Source organism: Sorangium sp. KYC3313 (genome assembly GCF_052075895.1).
GTDB classification, from domain to species: Bacteria; Myxococcota_A; Polyangia; order Polyangiales; family Polyangiaceae; genus Sorangium; species Sorangium cellulosum_B.
In genome coordinates this window covers 1,963,934-1,979,469 of record NZ_CP197255.1, presented here as the reverse complement: position 1 = coordinate 1,979,469, position 15,536 = coordinate 1,963,934, and the positions used below count along the sequence as shown (strand labels likewise).

Below are 15,536 nucleotides of genomic sequence, written 5' to 3'. Positions count from 1 at the left end.
GCCCGGGCGTGCGGTGGCGTGCGGGGCGTCGAGCCCCCCGTTCGAGGCGCACGGTCGGGGGTTGACACGGCGCTGCCGCTGCATCGCTCACCTGCCCCGCTCGCTCGGCTTCCCTTCAGCGCCTCTTCGGCGTCCCCTCAGCGGCCTTCAGCGCGCTTCAGCGCGCTTCAGCATTTTTGGCAAGCCGCTTGCCTGACCGTCCCCTTGCTAGGCGGGTCACCCGCCTTAGCTTCGAGGGGCCATGAAAATCGAGCGAATGACGACGAAGGCCCAAGAGGCCATACGAGACGCTGTCGATTTCGGCAGCCGTCGGGGAAACCCCGAGCTCTATCCCGAGCACCTTGTGCGGGCGATCGTCAGCCAGGACGGCGGCGTCGGCGCGCCTCTGGTGCAGAAGGCGGGCGCCGATCCTGCAGGCGTGCTGCGCCTCCTCGACGCGAAGATCGACACCTATCCTCGCGTCAGCGGCGGCGCCGAGCCGAACCTGTCGAGGCGCGCGCTCACGGTCCTGCAGAAGGCCGAGGACGAGGCGAAGGCGCTCAAGGACGAGTACATCTCGACAGAGCACGTCCTGCTCGCCGGCATCAAGGCCGACAAGGAGATCCAATCGATCTTCGAGCGAGCGGGGCTCTCGTACGACAAGCTCCTCTCGTCGCTCGCGGCCGTGCGCGGCAATCAGCGCGTGACGGACCGGGACCCGGAAGGGAAGTTCCAGGCGCTCGAGAAGTACACACGGGATCTCACGAAGCTCGCTCGACAGGGCAAGATCGATCCGGTGATCGGCCGAGACGAGGAGATCCGGCGCGTCATCCAGGTGCTCTCGCGGCGCACCAAGAACAATCCGGTGCTCATCGGCGAGCCCGGCGTCGGCAAGACGGCGATCGTCGAGGGCATCGCGCAGCGCATCGTCGCGGGCGATGTGCCGGAGTCGCTCAAGGACAAGACCATCGCGGCGCTCGATCTCGCCGCCATGGTCGCAGGCTCGAAGTTCCGCGGGGAGTTCGAGGACCGGCTGAAGGCCGTGCTCAAGGAGATCGAGGGCTCGAACGGCCGCATCATCCTGTTCATCGACGAGCTCCACACGCTGGTGGGCGCCGGCGCGGCCGAGGGCGCCATGGACGCGGCCAACATGCTGAAGCCGGCGCTCGCGCGCGGCGAGCTCCGGTGCATCGGCGCGACCACCCTCGACGAGTACCGCAAGCGGATCGAGAAGGACGCGGCGCTGGAGCGGCGGTTCCAGCAGGTGCTCGTCACGCAGCCGAGCGTCGAGGACACGATCGCCATCCTGCGAGGCCTTAAGGAGAAGTACGAGGTCCACCACGGGATCCGCATCCAGGACGCGGCGCTCGTCGGGGCCGCCGTCCTGTCGAACCGGTACATCACCGAGCGGTTCTTGCCCGACAAGGCGATCGATCTGGTCGACGAGGCGGCGTCGAAGATCCGCATGGAGATCGACAGCCTGCCCACGCCGATCGATCAGGTTGAGCGCGATCTGCTCAAGCTGCAGATGGAAGAGCAGGCGCTCAAGCGCGAGAGCGACAAGGCGAGCAAGGTCCGCCTCGACGAGGTGCGGCGCGAGATCGCCGACCTCCAGGGGCAGCGCGACGCGATGCGGGCGCAGTGGATGCGCGAGAAGGAGCTCATCTCCGAGCTGCGCCGGCTCAAGCCGCAGATCGAGGAGCTCCGGCTCGAGGAGGAGCGGCTGAAGCGCGCCGGCGACCTCGGTCGCGCCGCGGAGATCCATTACGGCAAGATCCCGGAGATCGAGAAGAAGCTCGAGTCGATCCGCGCCACGCTCTCCCAGGTGCAGTCGAAGCAGAGCTACCTGAAGGAGGAGGTCACCGACGAGGACATCGCCGCGGTCGTCTCGAAATGGACCGGGATCCCCGTCTCCAAGATGCTCGAGAGCGAGATGCAGAAGCTGCTGCGCCTCGAGGAGGAGCTGCGCCGGCGCGTCGTCGGGCAGGAGGACGCGCTCCGCGCGGTGTCGAACGCCATCCGGCGCTCGAGGGCCGGGCTCGGCGACGAGCGCAGGCCGATCGGATCGTTCCTGTTCCTCGGGCCGACCGGCGTCGGCAAGACCGAGCTCGCGCGCGCGCTCGCCGAGATCCTCTTCGACGACGAGAAGGCCATGGTGCGGCTCGATATGAGCGAGTACGGGGAGCGCCACGCGGTGGCCCGCCTGATCGGCGCGCCGCCCGGGTACGTCGGCTACGAGGAGGGCGGCCAGCTCACGGAGCCGGTGCGCCGGCGGCCGTACAGCGTGGTGCTGTTCGACGAGATCGAGAAGGCCCACCCGGACATCTGGAACACGCTCCTCCAGGTGCTCGACGATGGACGCCTGACCGACGGTCAGGGGCACACGGTCGATTTCAAGAACACGATCATCATCCTGACGTCGAACCTCGGGACGCCGGCGGCCGCGGCGATCGAGGAGCGAGCGAACCTGCCGGCGGAAGAGAAGGCCGAGCTCGTGAGGAGGGCCGTGATCGAGGAGGTGCGGAAGCACTTCCGCCCGGAGTTCTTGAATCGCCTCGACGATCTCATCGTGTTCCGGCGGCTGGCGCGCGAGCAGATGGAGCAGATCGTCGATATCCAGCTCGATCTGCTGCGAAAGCGCCTGGATCGACGCGGGCTGCTGTTCACCATCTCGTCGGAGGCGAAGGGCTACCTCATCGAGCAGGGGTGGGATCCGCAGTACGGCGCGAGGCCGCTGAAGCGCGCCATCCAGCGGAGCATCGAGGACGAGCTCGCGAAGCGGATCCTCGGGGGCGAGTTCAAGCAGGGAGACACGGTGCGGATCGAGCGCGGGGCCGGAGGGCTCACCTTCACGCGCGCGGCGCCGAACTGACGCTCGCCAGCCCGCGTCAGCGCTCGGCCTGCGTCAGCGCTCGGCCTGCGTCAGCGCTCGGCCTGCGTCAGCGCTCGGCCTGCGTCAGCGCTCAGGGAGATTGCCGGCGATGCGGCGGAGGAGGTCCAGGACGGCGTAGGCGGCGCCGAGCTGGACCTCCTCGCGATCCCCCGAGAACACGCGGTCGCGCACGACGAGGCCGCCGGGGTGCGACACAGCCCAGTAGCAGAGGCCCACCGGCTTGCTCGCCGTGCCGCCCGTCGGGCCGGCGATGCCCGTCACGGAGATGGCGACGTCGACCTCGCAGAGGCGGCGGACGCCCTGCGCCATCTCGGCGGCGACCTCGGCCGACACCGCGCCGTGGCCGCGCAGGGTGTCCTCCGCGACGCCGAGCAGCCGCGTCTTGGCGCTGTTCGCGTAGGTGACCGCGGCGCCAACCAGGTAGTCGCTCGCCGGATAGCTGGTGAGCAGGTGGGAGATCAGGCCGCCGGTGCACGACTCCGACACGGCGAGCCTCCAGCCACGGGCGCGCACGGAACGCCCGACCATCTCCGGGAAGGCGTCGCCCCCTTCCCCGTACACGGCGGTGCCGAGCCGCTCACGGACATCGGCCGTCGCCCTCAAGGCCAGCTCGTGCGCCATCGACTGCGTGGCGGCGCGGGCGTGGACCTTCACGTCGACCTCCGGGTAGTGCACGCGGTAGCCGAGCGTGATGCCGGGATAGGCCTCCTCCACGCCCTTCAGGAGCTCGCCCAGCGTGGACTCGGGGAGGCCGTAGGTGCGGAGGCGGACCTGAAAGGTGTTGTTCGGCGCAGCCGGCCGCACGCGCGGCAGCACCTGCTCGGCGAACATGCTCTTCATCTCCCGCGGCACACCCGGGAGGAAGAACACCGTCGAATCGCCAAGGTGGATGCCGAAGCCGGGCGCGCTGCCGGACGAGTTCGGCAGGATCTCCGACCCGGCGGGGACCTCGGCCTGCTTCTCGTGGCCCGCGTTCATCGTCTTGCCCCGGCTCTCGACGCGCCGGCGAATGGCGAGCAGCGTGCTGTCGTCGCGCACGAGGTCGCTGCCCATCGCGCGCGCCGCGGCCTTCGCGGTGAGGTCGTCGGTCGTGGGGCCGAGGCCGCCGGTGGCGATCACCAGCCGGTGCGCGCTCGCGAGCTGGCGGACCGCGGCGACGATGCGATCGACGTCATCGTCGACGGTGCTGGACTCGCTGACCGTGAAGCCCGCTGCGGTGAGCTCGGCAGCGAGCCAGGCCTCGTTGGTGTTGATGATCTCGCCGCGGGTGAGCTCGGTCCCGATCGAGAGAAGCGCGACAGCCATTGGGACTCGGGACTCTAACTCCATCCGGCGCCGCCGGAGCGCGTTTCCGGATTGTTTTGCGGTCGGAAAGGGGCGGTTTTGTCCCCCCCACGCCATGGGTCTTGTCCCCCTCCCCCACCCCATTCCCCACCCCATCCCCTCTCCCACCCGCCCGCCGCCGCGCGGGGCGCGCTCGCGCGCGCTACGGTGGATAGACACACCGGAAGCCGAGATCCGGCGCTCGGACGGATATCGGGACAAGGCGACGATTCCAGGTGCGGAGCGCCGTCGCGGCCCCATCCGTCCATGATCCGCCGTGAATTCCCGAGAACTCGCCCTCGAGCGGATCAGGGGCGGCCCACTCGGCAACATTGCCGGCCAGATCGAACACCCGGCCGCCCGCGTGCACGGCGGCGCCGTCGGGGCGCGAGCCGGCGAGCTCGGGGCCCGTCGCGCCCCAGCCGCACGGGCCCGCTCGCAGGCCGAAGGCGGCCCGCCGGCAGACCGCGCCGGTGTCTCCCCACGGGTACCGCCGGCCCGCGTCGCCCGCCGCGGCGAAGGCGAGCTGATCACGCGAGGGGAGCGCCCCGCCCGCGAAGGCGCAATACCGAGCCGACTCGGCCAGGGTGACGCCCGTGACGGGGACCCCGGGCTCGCCGCGCAGCGGGAGCGGGGCGCACGCGCCGGCCTCGACGCAAGCGGCGTAGCGCTGCTCGGTGATCTCGAACGCGTCGAGCGAGAACGCCGGGACGAACACCGCGCGCGGGTCGACGATGCCCTGCGCCTCCCAGTCGCTTGGTCCGAGGCGCAGCGTCCCGGCGGCGATGCGGACGGCCGCGCCCGGCGCGACGCAGCCAGCGGCGGTCACCGTGAGGCCGGCGCCGCATCGCCTCGGCGTGCCTGCGCAGCGGCGGGCGTCATCGAGGCGCTGGCCTTCGCCGCAGCACCGCGGGCCGAGCGCGACCATCCCCGGCGCGCAGCGCGCCGGCGGCTCCGCGCGATGGAGCGCGAGCGCGACGACGGCGCCGATCAGGAGGGCCGCGCCCGCGGCGAGGCCGGCCTTCCACCCCGGCATCCGCCCGACGTCCGGTGCTGCCCTCACCCCTCAGGAGCGCGGCGATCCAGCGGCGTCGGCCTTGAGCGCGCCGGCCGCCTCGCGCGCGCCGGCGGCCTTCCCGCGCGCCGGCCTGGCCTCGATCATGGCCACGATGCGCGCGAGCGCGTCGAGGAGCGCCGCACGGACGCGATCGTACGTCTTCGGGCCGACGTCGCCCCGCTTCCGCGCGCGCTCGAGCTCGACGAACTCGTCGAGCAGCGCGTTCCGCGCCTCGAGCAGCTCCCGCCGCTCCTCGTCGTCGGGCCCGCGGTCCTGGTCGCGCCGCCGGACCAGGTTCAGCGCGGCCCCGCCGATCACGGCCGCGCCGGCCAGCACCAGCGCGATCCACCGGCCCACGCCCGGCGTCGGCAGACCGCCGAGCGTGATCTCGATGACCTTCATCCCGCCCTCCGTGCGGGTGCCCGCCATCTCGGTGATCAGGATCTTCTTCCCGTCGCGGTTCTGGGTGCGCTGGGCCGCGGGGAAGCCGGCGACGGTCAGCGTCATCGATTTCGACGCCTCGGCCATCACCCGCATCTGGGCGATGCGCGGCGGCAGCTCGATGCGGATCGTCTGGCGCTCTTCGTCGTGGAGCGGGACCTGCCAGCGGAACTGCCCTTCGTGCCGGCCAGGGCTCACGGTGCCGCGCAGCGCCACGCCGGTGCCCTTGACCTCGTCGAAGCGCATCTCCTCGCCCATGCCTTCGGTCTTGTTGAAGGCCTTGTAGTCGCGCGGGAGCGCGAACGTCTCGTTGGGCAGCCAGGCGACGCGGCCGAGGTTGAAGACCTGGAACAGCTGCTCCACCGAGATCGCGTCTTGCTTGAGCTGGAGGTAGACGATGCCCTGCGTCCCGACCATCAGGCCGCTCACGTTCGGCGTGGCGTCGTAGATGTGGAGCACGGCCCGCTTTCCGGCCTCGGCGCTGAGCCCGAAATGCGGGATCGAGAACGTGCCGCCGTCGCGCGTGACCGAGATGCCGTAGCTCGTGCCGCCGGCGATCGCGAGGTTCTCGAGCCGGACCGCGCCCGCGTCGTCCGTCTCGCGGCTGATGCGCTCGCGCGAGTCGCCCTTCGCCACCGAGCTCTGCAAGATGTCGATGTCGACGGAGATGCGAGGGACAGGGTTCCCGTCCGCGTCCTGCACGGTGAGCACGAGGACGCCGGGCGGGAGCCCCGTGTCTTCCTGGACGGTGTCATCGGGCGCATCGAACAGGCCCGTCAGCTTCTCCGAGGCGCGCCGGGAGGCCGCATCCGCCGCGGGAGGCTTCCCCACCGGCGGATGGCCCGAAGGCAGCCCCTGCCCCACCTCGGGATGCCCCGGCGGGAGCTCGCTCGCAGCGTCGGGCGCGCCTGCGTCCGCCGCCCCCGCTGCGGGCTGCGCTGGAGCGGCCTTGTCCGCCGTGGGCTGCGCCGACGCCGCCGGCTGCGCCTGCACCGCCTGCGCGGCGGTGATGCTCAGCGAGGCGATCGCGGCGAGCGCGGTACACCCGGTCCAGCGCATCACGAGGCCCTCCTGCGGTCGTTCTCATCCTCATCGACGCTGGCCGCGGCGTCGTCCGTCGCAGCCGGGTCGTCCTGAGGCGCGGCGAGCGCGCGCTTCGTCCCGCACTTCTTGCAAAACACCGCGTCTTCGTCGTTCAGCGTGCCGCACTCCCCGCACGCCACGCCCTGCGTCGCCGCGGGCTCCGCCGTCGCCGCGGGCTCCGCCGTCGCCGCGGCCTCGTCCGGCTCCTTGGGCGCGCCGTCGTCCTGGAGCCCGGCGCGCCGGAGGTGCCTCGTGACGAGCGCCGCGACCTGCTCGCGCCGCGGCTGCGCGTCGGCGTCCAGCAGGCGGAGGAGCCGCTTCGCCTCGGCGCGGTACTTCGCGACGAGCTCGGCGTAGTCCTCGTCGCTGATCTTCCCGACGCTCCGCTCGAACTCGAGGTCCTTGAGCGCGCGCAGGACAGCCTGCTTCTGCTCCTCCTCCGCGCGCGGCGCGCCGATCGCGTACGCGTCGGCGCCGCTCAGCGGGGTCTCCCCGATCAGCACGCGGAGGCTCGCCCAGAAGATGGCGATGACGGCGACGAGCGCGCCGCCCGCGAGCACGAGGATCGCCGCGGGCGGCCCGGCGACGAGCCCCGCGACGCCGGCGCCGACGAGCGCCACGAGCGGCGCCCCGAAGCGGGCGTAGTGCACGATCTGCCGCTCCAGCGGCGAGTCAGTACCCCGGGTCACGGTCTCGTCGGCCGTGGCCGAGGTGGCGCTTTTGGCGGGCTGTTCGGCGCTCATTCGCGGTCTTCGCGGTCCAGGCTCTTGAGCTCCGCGTCGAGCTTGTCGTCGTAATCGTCACGGGCGCCGGGGACAACGCCCTTCGGGGACGGCTGCTGGCCGGCGGCGCCCGCCTCGTCGCTGCGCCGCTTCCATCGGCGCAGCGTCGCGACGACGATGCCCGCGCCGACCACGATGGCGCCGAGCGGGAGCAGGTAGAGCAGCCGCTGGCTCCCCTTGTTCGGCGGCACGGCCAGCGCCTCCGCCCCGTAGCGCTCGGCGTAGGCGGCCTGGATGGCCTCGATCGACAGCCCCGACGCGAGCGCCGCCCGGAGCTGGTCGCGGCGCTCGTGCGCGGTGCCGCACGTGCACGTCCCGAGGGTCTCCCGCGGGCAGCCGCACGTGCAGATCAGGCTCCAGAAGAGCTTGCGCTCGATGTCGTTCGCGATGCCGACGACGCCCGAGCGCTGCATCCCCTCGCCGAGCTGCTGGCTGTGGGCGAACTCCGGCGAGCGCAGCAAGACGACGAGGGCGAGGGCGCCCGCGACGAGGAGGGTGATGCCTTGGATGAGTCTTCGTGTGCGGCTCATTCGAACGCCGGCTGCCTCGGTTCGGCAGCGGTCGGGAGCATGGCACCGATCGCGGGCGTCCGCCCGGGATCAACCGCAGCGCCGGTGCCCGGGGCGCGGACGTCGCCGTCCGCCGCGGCCGGCGCGACCAAGACGGGCCGCCCGAGCCCCTCCCGGGCGGGGCGCCCGTAGGCCTGCGACGGGCCGCCGGCGAGCAGGAAGGCGAACACGACGGACGCGGTGACGGACCCCGCCGCCCGCACATAACCGAACGCGCCGGCCTCCTCGAGCGTGATGTCAGGCCACATCGCGACGAGGGCCCCCAGGATGAGGATGCCCGCGCCGAACCACATGAACGAGATCAGGTTGTTCACGTGAATCTGGAACGAAGCGACCTTCGTCTGGGGGTTCGCCATCCCGATGATCACGTAGAGGTCGTTCTTGACGGTGATGTGCCGCGCGACCTCGGTCGACGGCGCCTCCGGGGACGCCTTGTAGATGAACTTCGCCGGGCTGATCCGGCCGACCGGTGTGCCGTGGCGCTCGACGTCGAGGTCGGCGAAGACCATACGCTTCTCGCTGTCGACCTCCATGCGCGGACCCGCGTAGGTGAGGTGGTACTCCTCGACCTGCACGGACTCGCCCGGGTGGAGGCTGATCTCCTTGTCGACGCCCCACGCGCGGCCGGCGAAGCCGAGGAACATCACCGCGATGCCGACGTGCACGATGTAGCCGCCGTAGCGGCGCCGCGATCTGGCGATCAGGTTGTAGAAGGAGGTGAAGAGCGGCTCTTTCGCCCGCTTCTGCCGCGCCGCGATGCCGCGGGCGAACTCCTGCACGACCACGGAGACGTTGAACGACGCGATGGCGACCGTGAAGAACGGGTAGGTCGACGCGAGCTTCGCCAGCGCGTCGCCGAGCGGGCCGGGGTAGATCGGGTCCACGGCGACGAACGGGGCGAAGCCCACCCTCTTCCCGAGCGTCAGGTGAAGCGCCGCCGTGACGACCGTGACCAGCACCGGCCAGCGGAAGCTCTTCCGGAAGAGCTCCGGCGACGTCTTGCGCCACCCGAGCAGCGGCGCGACGCCCATGAGCAGGAAGACCACGAGCGCGACCGGGGGCAGCCACATGTTGTAGAAGGTCGGCCCGAGCGTCGACTTCTGGTCGAGCAGCCACTCGCTGATGCGCGGCCACACCGTCGCGACCGCGATGAAGATCATGATGCTGAAGAGGCCCCAGTTGTTGAAGAGGAACGCGGCCTCGCGCGACAGCATCGACTCGAACTGCCCGTCGCTGCGCAGCCGCGGCAGGCGGTAGACGATGAGCGCGGTGCACGTGGCCAGGATCACGGCCATGAAGCCGACGAACCAGATGCCGATGCCGGACTGGGCGAACGAGTGGACGCTCGCGATGAGGCCGGAGCGCGTGAGCCAGGTGCCGAAGATGGTGAGGAAGAACGTCCCGCAGATGAGCGAGACGTTCCACACCTTCAGCATGCCGCGGCGCTCCTGGATCATCGTCGAGTGGACGTAGGCGCTCGCGGTGAGCCACGGGAGGAACGCGGCGTTCTCGACCGGATCCCAGGCCCACGGGCCGCCCCAGCCGAGCTCCTCGTAAGCCCACAGCATCCCGAGCACGTTGCCGATGGAGAGGAACAGCCAGGAGAAGAGCATCCACTTGCGCGTCGCCACGATCCACTCGCTGTCGAGCCGGCCCGTGGCGAGCGCGGCGATCGCGAACGCGAACGGGACCGCCGCGCTCGTGAAGCCGATGTAGAGGCTCGGCGGGTGGATGATCATGTAGAAGTTGCGCAGCTGGAAGTTCAGCCCGTTGCCGTCGAGCGGGGCGCCCGCCACGCTCGTCCGGAACGGGTTCACCGCGAAGATCATCAGCGCCGCGAAGAAGATCAGGACGCTCATCAGCGTCGCGATGACGTAGGGCTGGAGCTCCAGATACCGGCGCTGCAGCCAGACGACGCAGCCCCCCGAGAAGAGCGCGGTCAGGAACATCCACCAGAGCAGCGAGCCGTCCTGCCCGCCCCAGAGCGCGGCGATGAGGTACGGCGTGCTCATGGACCGGTCGCTGTACTGCGCGACGTAGGCGATCCGGAAATCGTGGCTGACGAAGGCGTACGCCAGCACGAGCACCGCGAGGCCGACCAGCGCGATCGTGCCGTACGCGCCGAGCCGCGCGGCCTGGAGCAGCCGCGGCCGCCCGCGCGCTGACGCGAGCCCGACGGCGAAGGTATACGCCGCGGTGACCAGAATGGCGTAAAGGACGCCGGTCCCGAACTCAGGTAGGGATTGCCACATCGTCGTGGGCGCAAGCTTAGGCTTGCCGGGCGCGCAGGGCCAGCGCACCGCAGCGCGCGACCGATCGACCGCCCTCACCTGCGCCGTGCGTCATCGACGAGCGCCCCGGAAAAGCTTCGCTTCAGGCCCGGCGTCGAGCGCGGCGCACTATACTGGTGCATGGCGATCGCTGCCTCCGGTATCCGCCCGACCGAGCTGATCTACGACTGGAACGAGGTGGATCGCGTCGGGCGGGTCATCCCGGAGAACATCGGCTTCTTCGACGAGACCCTGCGCGACGGCCTGCAGAACCCCTCGGTCGCCGATCCGAACATCGAGAGCAAGCTCAAGCTGCTCCACCTGATGGCCAAGATCGGTATCCAGATCGCCGACGTCGGCCTGCCCGGCAGCTCGCAACGGGCGTTCGAGGACGTGCTCCGGATGTGCAGGGAGGTGGCCGACAACAACCTGCCGCTCCGCATCGCCTGCGCAGGCCGCACGGTCGTCTCGGACATCACGCCGATGATCGAGATCTCCCAGCGCGCAGGGATCCCCGTGGAGATCTACGCCTTCATCGGATCGAGCCCGATCCGCCAGCTCGCGGAGGCGTGGGACGTCGACCTCATCGCGCAGCGGAGCGCCGCGGCGATCGACGCGGGCGTGAAGGCCGGGCTCCCCGTCGCCTACGTCACGGAGGACACGACGCGCTCGCGCCCCGAGGTGCTGGCGACGCTCTTCAAGGTCGCCATCGATCACGGCGCGTCCCGGCTGTGCCTGTGCGATACCGTCGGGCACGCGACGCCGGACGGGGTTCGCAACCTCATCAACTTCACGCGGGCCATCGTCGCGGGGGCCGGGGCGTCGGTCGGCATCGACTGGCACGGCCACAACGATCGCGGCCTCGCGCTCGAGAACGCGATCTGGGCGCTCCAGTTCGGCGCGGACCGGGTGCACGGCACCGCGCTCGGGATCGGCGAGCGGGTCGGCAACGCCGCGATGGAGCTCATCCTGCTCAACATGAAGCTCCTCGGCCTCCTCGAGCACCAGGACCTCACCCACCTCCTCGAGTACTGCACGACGGCCGCGCAGGCGGTCGGCTGGGAGGTGCCCATCAATTATCCCCTGGTCGGACGGGACGCCTTCCGGACGGCGACCGGCGTGCACGCGGCGGCCATCATCAAGGCCGAGTCGAAGGGCGACTCCTGGATGGCCGACCGGATCTACTCCGGCGTCCCCGCCGGCATGTTCGGGCGAAAGCAGGAGATCTGCGTGGGCTACATGTCCGGGGCCTCCAACGTGAACTACTGGCTCCGGCAGCGGAAGATCGAGCCCTCGAAGGAGCTCGTCGACGCCATCCTGGCGAAGGCCAAGGCGACGGATCACATCCTGTCCGAGGAGGAGATCCAGGCCGTGATCGAGCTGCACCGCGGCCGCCCGGCCTGATCTCGGGACGCCGGCGCGGCGCCGCGGGATCCGGGCGCGGCCGCGGGAACGGCGGCGGGACGTTCGGCGTTTTCACGGATCCAGAGTAGAAATCCAGGCCGTGGCCGAGCAGGACAAGCAGCCCGCAGCGGAACAGGACAAGCAACCCGCCGCGGAAGCCGACCGGGCCGGGCGCCGGTCGCGGCTCGATGCCGTCCTGGCCGCGATCGCCGCGCTGGTCTGCTTCCTCGCCGCGACCACGCTGCGCGATCTGGGGCCGCGGTTCCTGCCGCGGGCGCCGATCCCGGCGCCGCCGGTGCCCGCGTGGGTGGAAGGGCGCGCGGCAGAGCTCACCGTCACCGTGCGCGACGAGCAGGGGCGGCCGCTGAAGGACGCCGCCGTGCGCGTCTTCGCCATGCGCGAGGACCGCGCCTACTTCGCGGGCGAGCTGAAGACCGATCCCTCGGGCGAGGCTCGCTTCGCCGGGCTGCCGTCCGGAGAGGCCTGGATCATGGCGTACGGCGCGGAGCGGGCCCGCGCCTCGACCCGCGTCGCGCTCGAGCCAGGCCCCCGCGCCCTCGACCTCGTGCTGCGGCCCGCGAAGGTGCTGGACGTGCTGGTCGTCGACGAGGCCGAGCGCCCGATCGACGGCGCCGAGGTGACGGTCGCGACCGCCGATCCCCTCCCCTTCGTGGCGACCACCGCCGAAGGCGGCCGCGCGCGGTTCGATCGGCTCGGGGCAGCGCCCTACGTCGTCCGCGCGTCGGCGCTCGGCTTCGAGGACACCGTGCGGACGGGCATCGTGCCCGGGCCGGCGCCGCTCAGGCTCCGCCTGGATCGGCTCGGCGCCCTCACGGTCCGCGTGGTGGACGCGGAGGGGCAGCCGGCCGACGGCGCGACCGTGCTCGCCGCCGGCACCGGGCTGTGGCCGGCGCGCAGCACGACCACCGACGCGACGGGCGCCGCGCGGATCGCCGGGCTCCGCGACGGGGTGTACGACCTCAAGGCCCGGCGCGGCGCCGCCGTGAGCGCGACCGCGCTGGCCGTGCCCGTGAGGCGCGGCGAGGGCAAGGAGGTGAAGCTCGTCCTCGGGCCCGGCCGTCACGTGCGGCTCCTCGTGACCGACGGCGACGGCGAGGGCGCGCCGCCCGTGAAGGCCGCGAACGTCGTGCTCGTCGAGCAGGGCCTGTCGGCGTTCCCGCTGCACGGCCGCACGGGCGACGACGGGTCCGTGACGCTCGGGCCCATCGCGCCGGGGTACGCGAGCGCCTCGGCCCTGGCGGCCGGCTTCGTGCCGAGGAACGCCGTGCAGGTCGACGCGGGCGCCACCGAGGTGCGCATCCCCCTGCTCCGCGGCGGCGCGCTCGTGGGCGAGGTGGTCGACGATCGCGGCTACCCGGTCCCGGGCGCGACGATCGAGATCGTGGGCGCCGACGCCGAGGGGATGCCCATCGACGAGACCACCGCGATGTCCGAGTTCAGGGACGAGCACTTCGAGCGCGCCCTGCCCGGCCCGGCGCCGCTGATCCCCGCGGGCGAGCTCGGGGTCATGCCGGGCCCCATCCCGGACCTGCCGCATGGCGACGCGGTCCTGCCGGCCGCCTCGGTGCGCTCGGGCGAGCCGTGGGTCACGCGCGCCGACGGCACGTTCCGGGCCGAGCCCGTCACCCCCGGGCGCGTCCACGCCATCGTCCGGCACCCGGAGTACGTCGAGACGCCCAGCGAGATCGTGACGCTGCAGCCGGGCGGCGAGGCCCGCGTGCGCGTGGTGATGCGCCAGGGCGGCCTGCTCGAGGGCCGCGTCCTCGAGCAGGATCGCAAGCCGGTCGCCGGCGCGCGCGTCGAGCTGGCCGCGACCGCGGGCTCGCTCGAGCGGGTGACGTACTCCGCGGACGACGGCACGTTCGCCTTCGCCGCGGTCCCCGACGAGGTGCTCGTCTCCGTCTCCCGGGCCGAGTCGCCCGGCGACGTCGTGGCGCGGCTCGTCGTCGAGGTCCCGGAGCGCGATCGCAAGGAGATCGAGGTCGTCCTCCCGAAGGCGCGCGAGGCGGTGGCCATCCACGTCACCGACGATCGCGGCTACCCGCTCGATCGCGCGGAGGTGCGCGTGCTCTCGCTCGACGTGGCCGTTCCGCTCCGCAAGACGCTGTTCACGGACGACGACGGCGACGCGCTGCTGCCCGACGCCGCCGGCTTGCCGCTCCGGGTAAGCCTCGTGCGCTCCGGCAAGTCCCCGCGCGTCGAGCAGGTCGACGCCGCGCCGAAGGAGCTGCGGCTCGAGATGGGCGCCGCCCTCAAGGCGACCGGCGCCGTGACCGGGCGCGGCGGGCGCGAGCGGCTCGAGGGCGCGCGGATCACGCTGTTCTCGACGACCGGGCCGCGCCGCGCCACGAGCGACGCGGAGGGCGACTTCACGCTCACCGACCTCGCGCCGGGCCAGTTCCGCGTGACGGTGAGCCGCGACGGGTACGCGCCGGCGACGCTGCGGGTGACGATCGCCGGCGATCCCGATCGCCCGACGGACCTCGGGCGCATCGACCTGTCCGAGGCGGGAGAGGTCGCCGGCCAGGTCGTCGATCAGCGCGGGGACGCTGTCGCAGGGGCCCGCGTGGCGCGCGACCGCGTGCCGACGTACCTGCCGCTCGGCCCGCTGCCGCCGGGCGTCGTGACCACCGACCGCGACGGGCGGTTCCAGCTCGGCGGGCTGCCCGAGGGCACGGCGGTCATCGAGGCGTACAGCGCGGATCTCGGGCGCGCCGAGTCGCAGCCGGTGCAGGTCCGGGCCGGCAGGACGACCGAGCGCGTGAGGATCGCGCTGCCGGGGGACGGCGCGCGGCGAGACCCGAAGGGCGCGGGGAGCCTGGCGGTGACGCTCGGCGAGGAGCGAAGGACCGTGACCGTGGTGTCGGTGCCCCCGGCGAGCGAGGCCGAGGAGGCCGGCATCGAGCCCGGCGATCGGCTCCTGTCCGTGAACGGCGTCGAGGTGCGCTCCATCGAGGAAGCGCGGCGGCGGCTCACCGGGCCGCTCTCGGAGGACGTCGTGGTGCTGCTCGCGCGGGACGGCGATCGCGGCGAGGCGCGGTGGCTCACGCGGGTGCGGAGGGAGCGGGTACGGCGATAGCCGGCCGGGCGCCCGCGGCGCCGGACGAGCTCAGTTCTTCGCCTTCGTCAGCACGATGGCGCGGCCGTCGCCGATTTCCCAGCGCAGCGTCTGATCCGTGGCGAAGCGGAACGCCGCCTCATCGAGCCCGCCCTCGGGGCGGAGGAAAGCGACGGTCACCTGATCGCCGTCCGCCTTCGTCACCTTGAAGGTGCCGCTGCGCGGCGTCTCCGCGGGCACGGTCACCGTCACCTTGCTGCCGTTGAACTCGAGCGCCGTTCCCTTCACCCATCCGGTCGCCTTGGTGAGCTGATCCACAGGGGCGTTCTCGATGGCATCGCCATACCAGCGCCCCTGCAGACGATCGCGAGGGGTCTTCGAGCAGCCCACCACGGCGGTCATCGCCATCCCCAGGGCCAGAGCGGTCTTGATGCGGTTCTGCATGGGCCTTCCTTCGGAGCCTCGAGGGGTCCCGATTGGAAAAATCCTACGAAGAGCTGCATGAATAGGCCAACAATGTAGGATGTTTCTGCACATCTACGCAGGATCGCAGCGCTCGGCGAGGGGATGGCGCCGCCGCTTCTGGGGAGGGCGAGTTCGCGCTAGGGTTCCGGCCCGAGGAGCCGCGCGGACGGTGCGCGTTTCCGCGGCGCGAC

10 protein-coding genes are annotated in these 15,536 nt (G+C 71.9%); 3 read left to right on the top strand and 7 right to left on the bottom strand.

Annotated features, from left to right (window positions below; translation table 11 throughout):
• Positions 1-241: 241 nt before the first annotated feature.
• On the top strand, positions 242-2,851 hold the full coding sequence (gene clpB / locus ACSRUE_RS07745) for an ATP-dependent chaperone ClpB (protein ID WP_441290454.1): 2,610 nt from the start codon (positions 242-244) through the stop codon (positions 2,849-2,851).
• 84 nt (positions 2,852-2,935) lie between these two features.
• On the opposite strand, the gene ACSRUE_RS07740 is transcribed toward clpB, so the two are convergent.
• From ACSRUE_RS07740 to ACSRUE_RS07715, 6 genes are all read right to left on the bottom strand, one after another.
• Positions 2,936-4,177 (bottom strand): CinA family nicotinamide mononucleotide deamidase-related protein, encoded by a 1,242-nt coding sequence (locus tag ACSRUE_RS07740; protein ID WP_441290453.1) that lies wholly within the window; start codon positions 4,175-4,177, stop codon positions 2,936-2,938.
• 181 nt (positions 4,178-4,358) lie between these two features.
• Positions 4,359-5,231 carry a formylglycine-generating enzyme family protein gene (locus ACSRUE_RS07735; RefSeq protein ID WP_441290452.1) on the bottom strand — a complete coding sequence of 291 codons (873 nt, stop codon included), beginning with the start codon at positions 5,229-5,231 and terminating at the stop codon, positions 4,359-4,361.
• Between the two features lie 30 nt (positions 5,232-5,261).
• Positions 5,262-6,755 carry a carboxypeptidase-like regulatory domain-containing protein gene (locus ACSRUE_RS07730; RefSeq protein ID WP_441290451.1) on the bottom strand — a complete coding sequence of 498 codons (1,494 nt, stop codon included), beginning with the start codon at positions 6,753-6,755 and terminating at the stop codon, positions 5,262-5,264.
• Positions 6,752-7,519 carry a hypothetical protein gene (locus tag ACSRUE_RS07725; RefSeq protein WP_441290450.1) on the bottom strand — a complete coding sequence of 256 codons (768 nt, stop codon included), beginning with the start codon at positions 7,517-7,519 and terminating at the stop codon, positions 6,752-6,754. Before ACSRUE_RS07725 ends, ACSRUE_RS07730 begins: the two co-directional genes overlap by 4 nt.
• Positions 7,516-8,088, bottom strand: coding sequence for a cytochrome c-type biogenesis protein (locus tag ACSRUE_RS07720; protein WP_441290449.1), 573 nt, complete (start codon positions 8,086-8,088; stop codon positions 7,516-7,518). The genes ACSRUE_RS07725 and ACSRUE_RS07720 overlap by 4 nt, the downstream gene beginning before the upstream one ends.
• Positions 8,085-10,379 (bottom strand): heme lyase CcmF/NrfE family subunit, encoded by a 2,295-nt coding sequence (locus ACSRUE_RS07715; protein ID WP_441290448.1) that lies wholly within the window; start codon positions 10,377-10,379, stop codon positions 8,085-8,087. Before ACSRUE_RS07715 ends, ACSRUE_RS07720 begins: the two co-directional genes overlap by 4 nt.
• Positions 10,380-10,538: 159 nt before the next feature.
• Here ACSRUE_RS07715 and ACSRUE_RS07710 point away from each other — a divergent pair, with 159 nt between their 5' ends.
• Complete coding sequence (locus tag ACSRUE_RS07710; RefSeq protein WP_437763454.1) at positions 10,539-11,801, top strand: LeuA family protein; 1,263 nt, start codon at positions 10,539-10,541, stop codon at positions 11,799-11,801.
• A 100-nt stretch (positions 11,802-11,901) separates the two neighbouring features.
• The gene (locus tag ACSRUE_RS07705) at positions 11,902-14,901 is read left to right on the top strand and encodes a carboxypeptidase regulatory-like domain-containing protein (protein WP_441290447.1); all 3,000 of its coding nucleotides are present in this window, start codon (positions 11,902-11,904) and stop codon (positions 14,899-14,901) included.
• 30 nt (positions 14,902-14,931) lie between these two features.
• Here the strand turns inward: ACSRUE_RS07705 and ACSRUE_RS07700 are convergent, their stop codons facing one another.
• Positions 14,932-15,324, bottom strand: a complete 393-nt coding sequence (locus tag ACSRUE_RS07700) for a hypothetical protein (RefSeq protein ID WP_441290446.1) — start codon at positions 15,322-15,324, stop codon at positions 14,932-14,934.
• Positions 15,325-15,536: the final 212 nt, after the last annotated feature.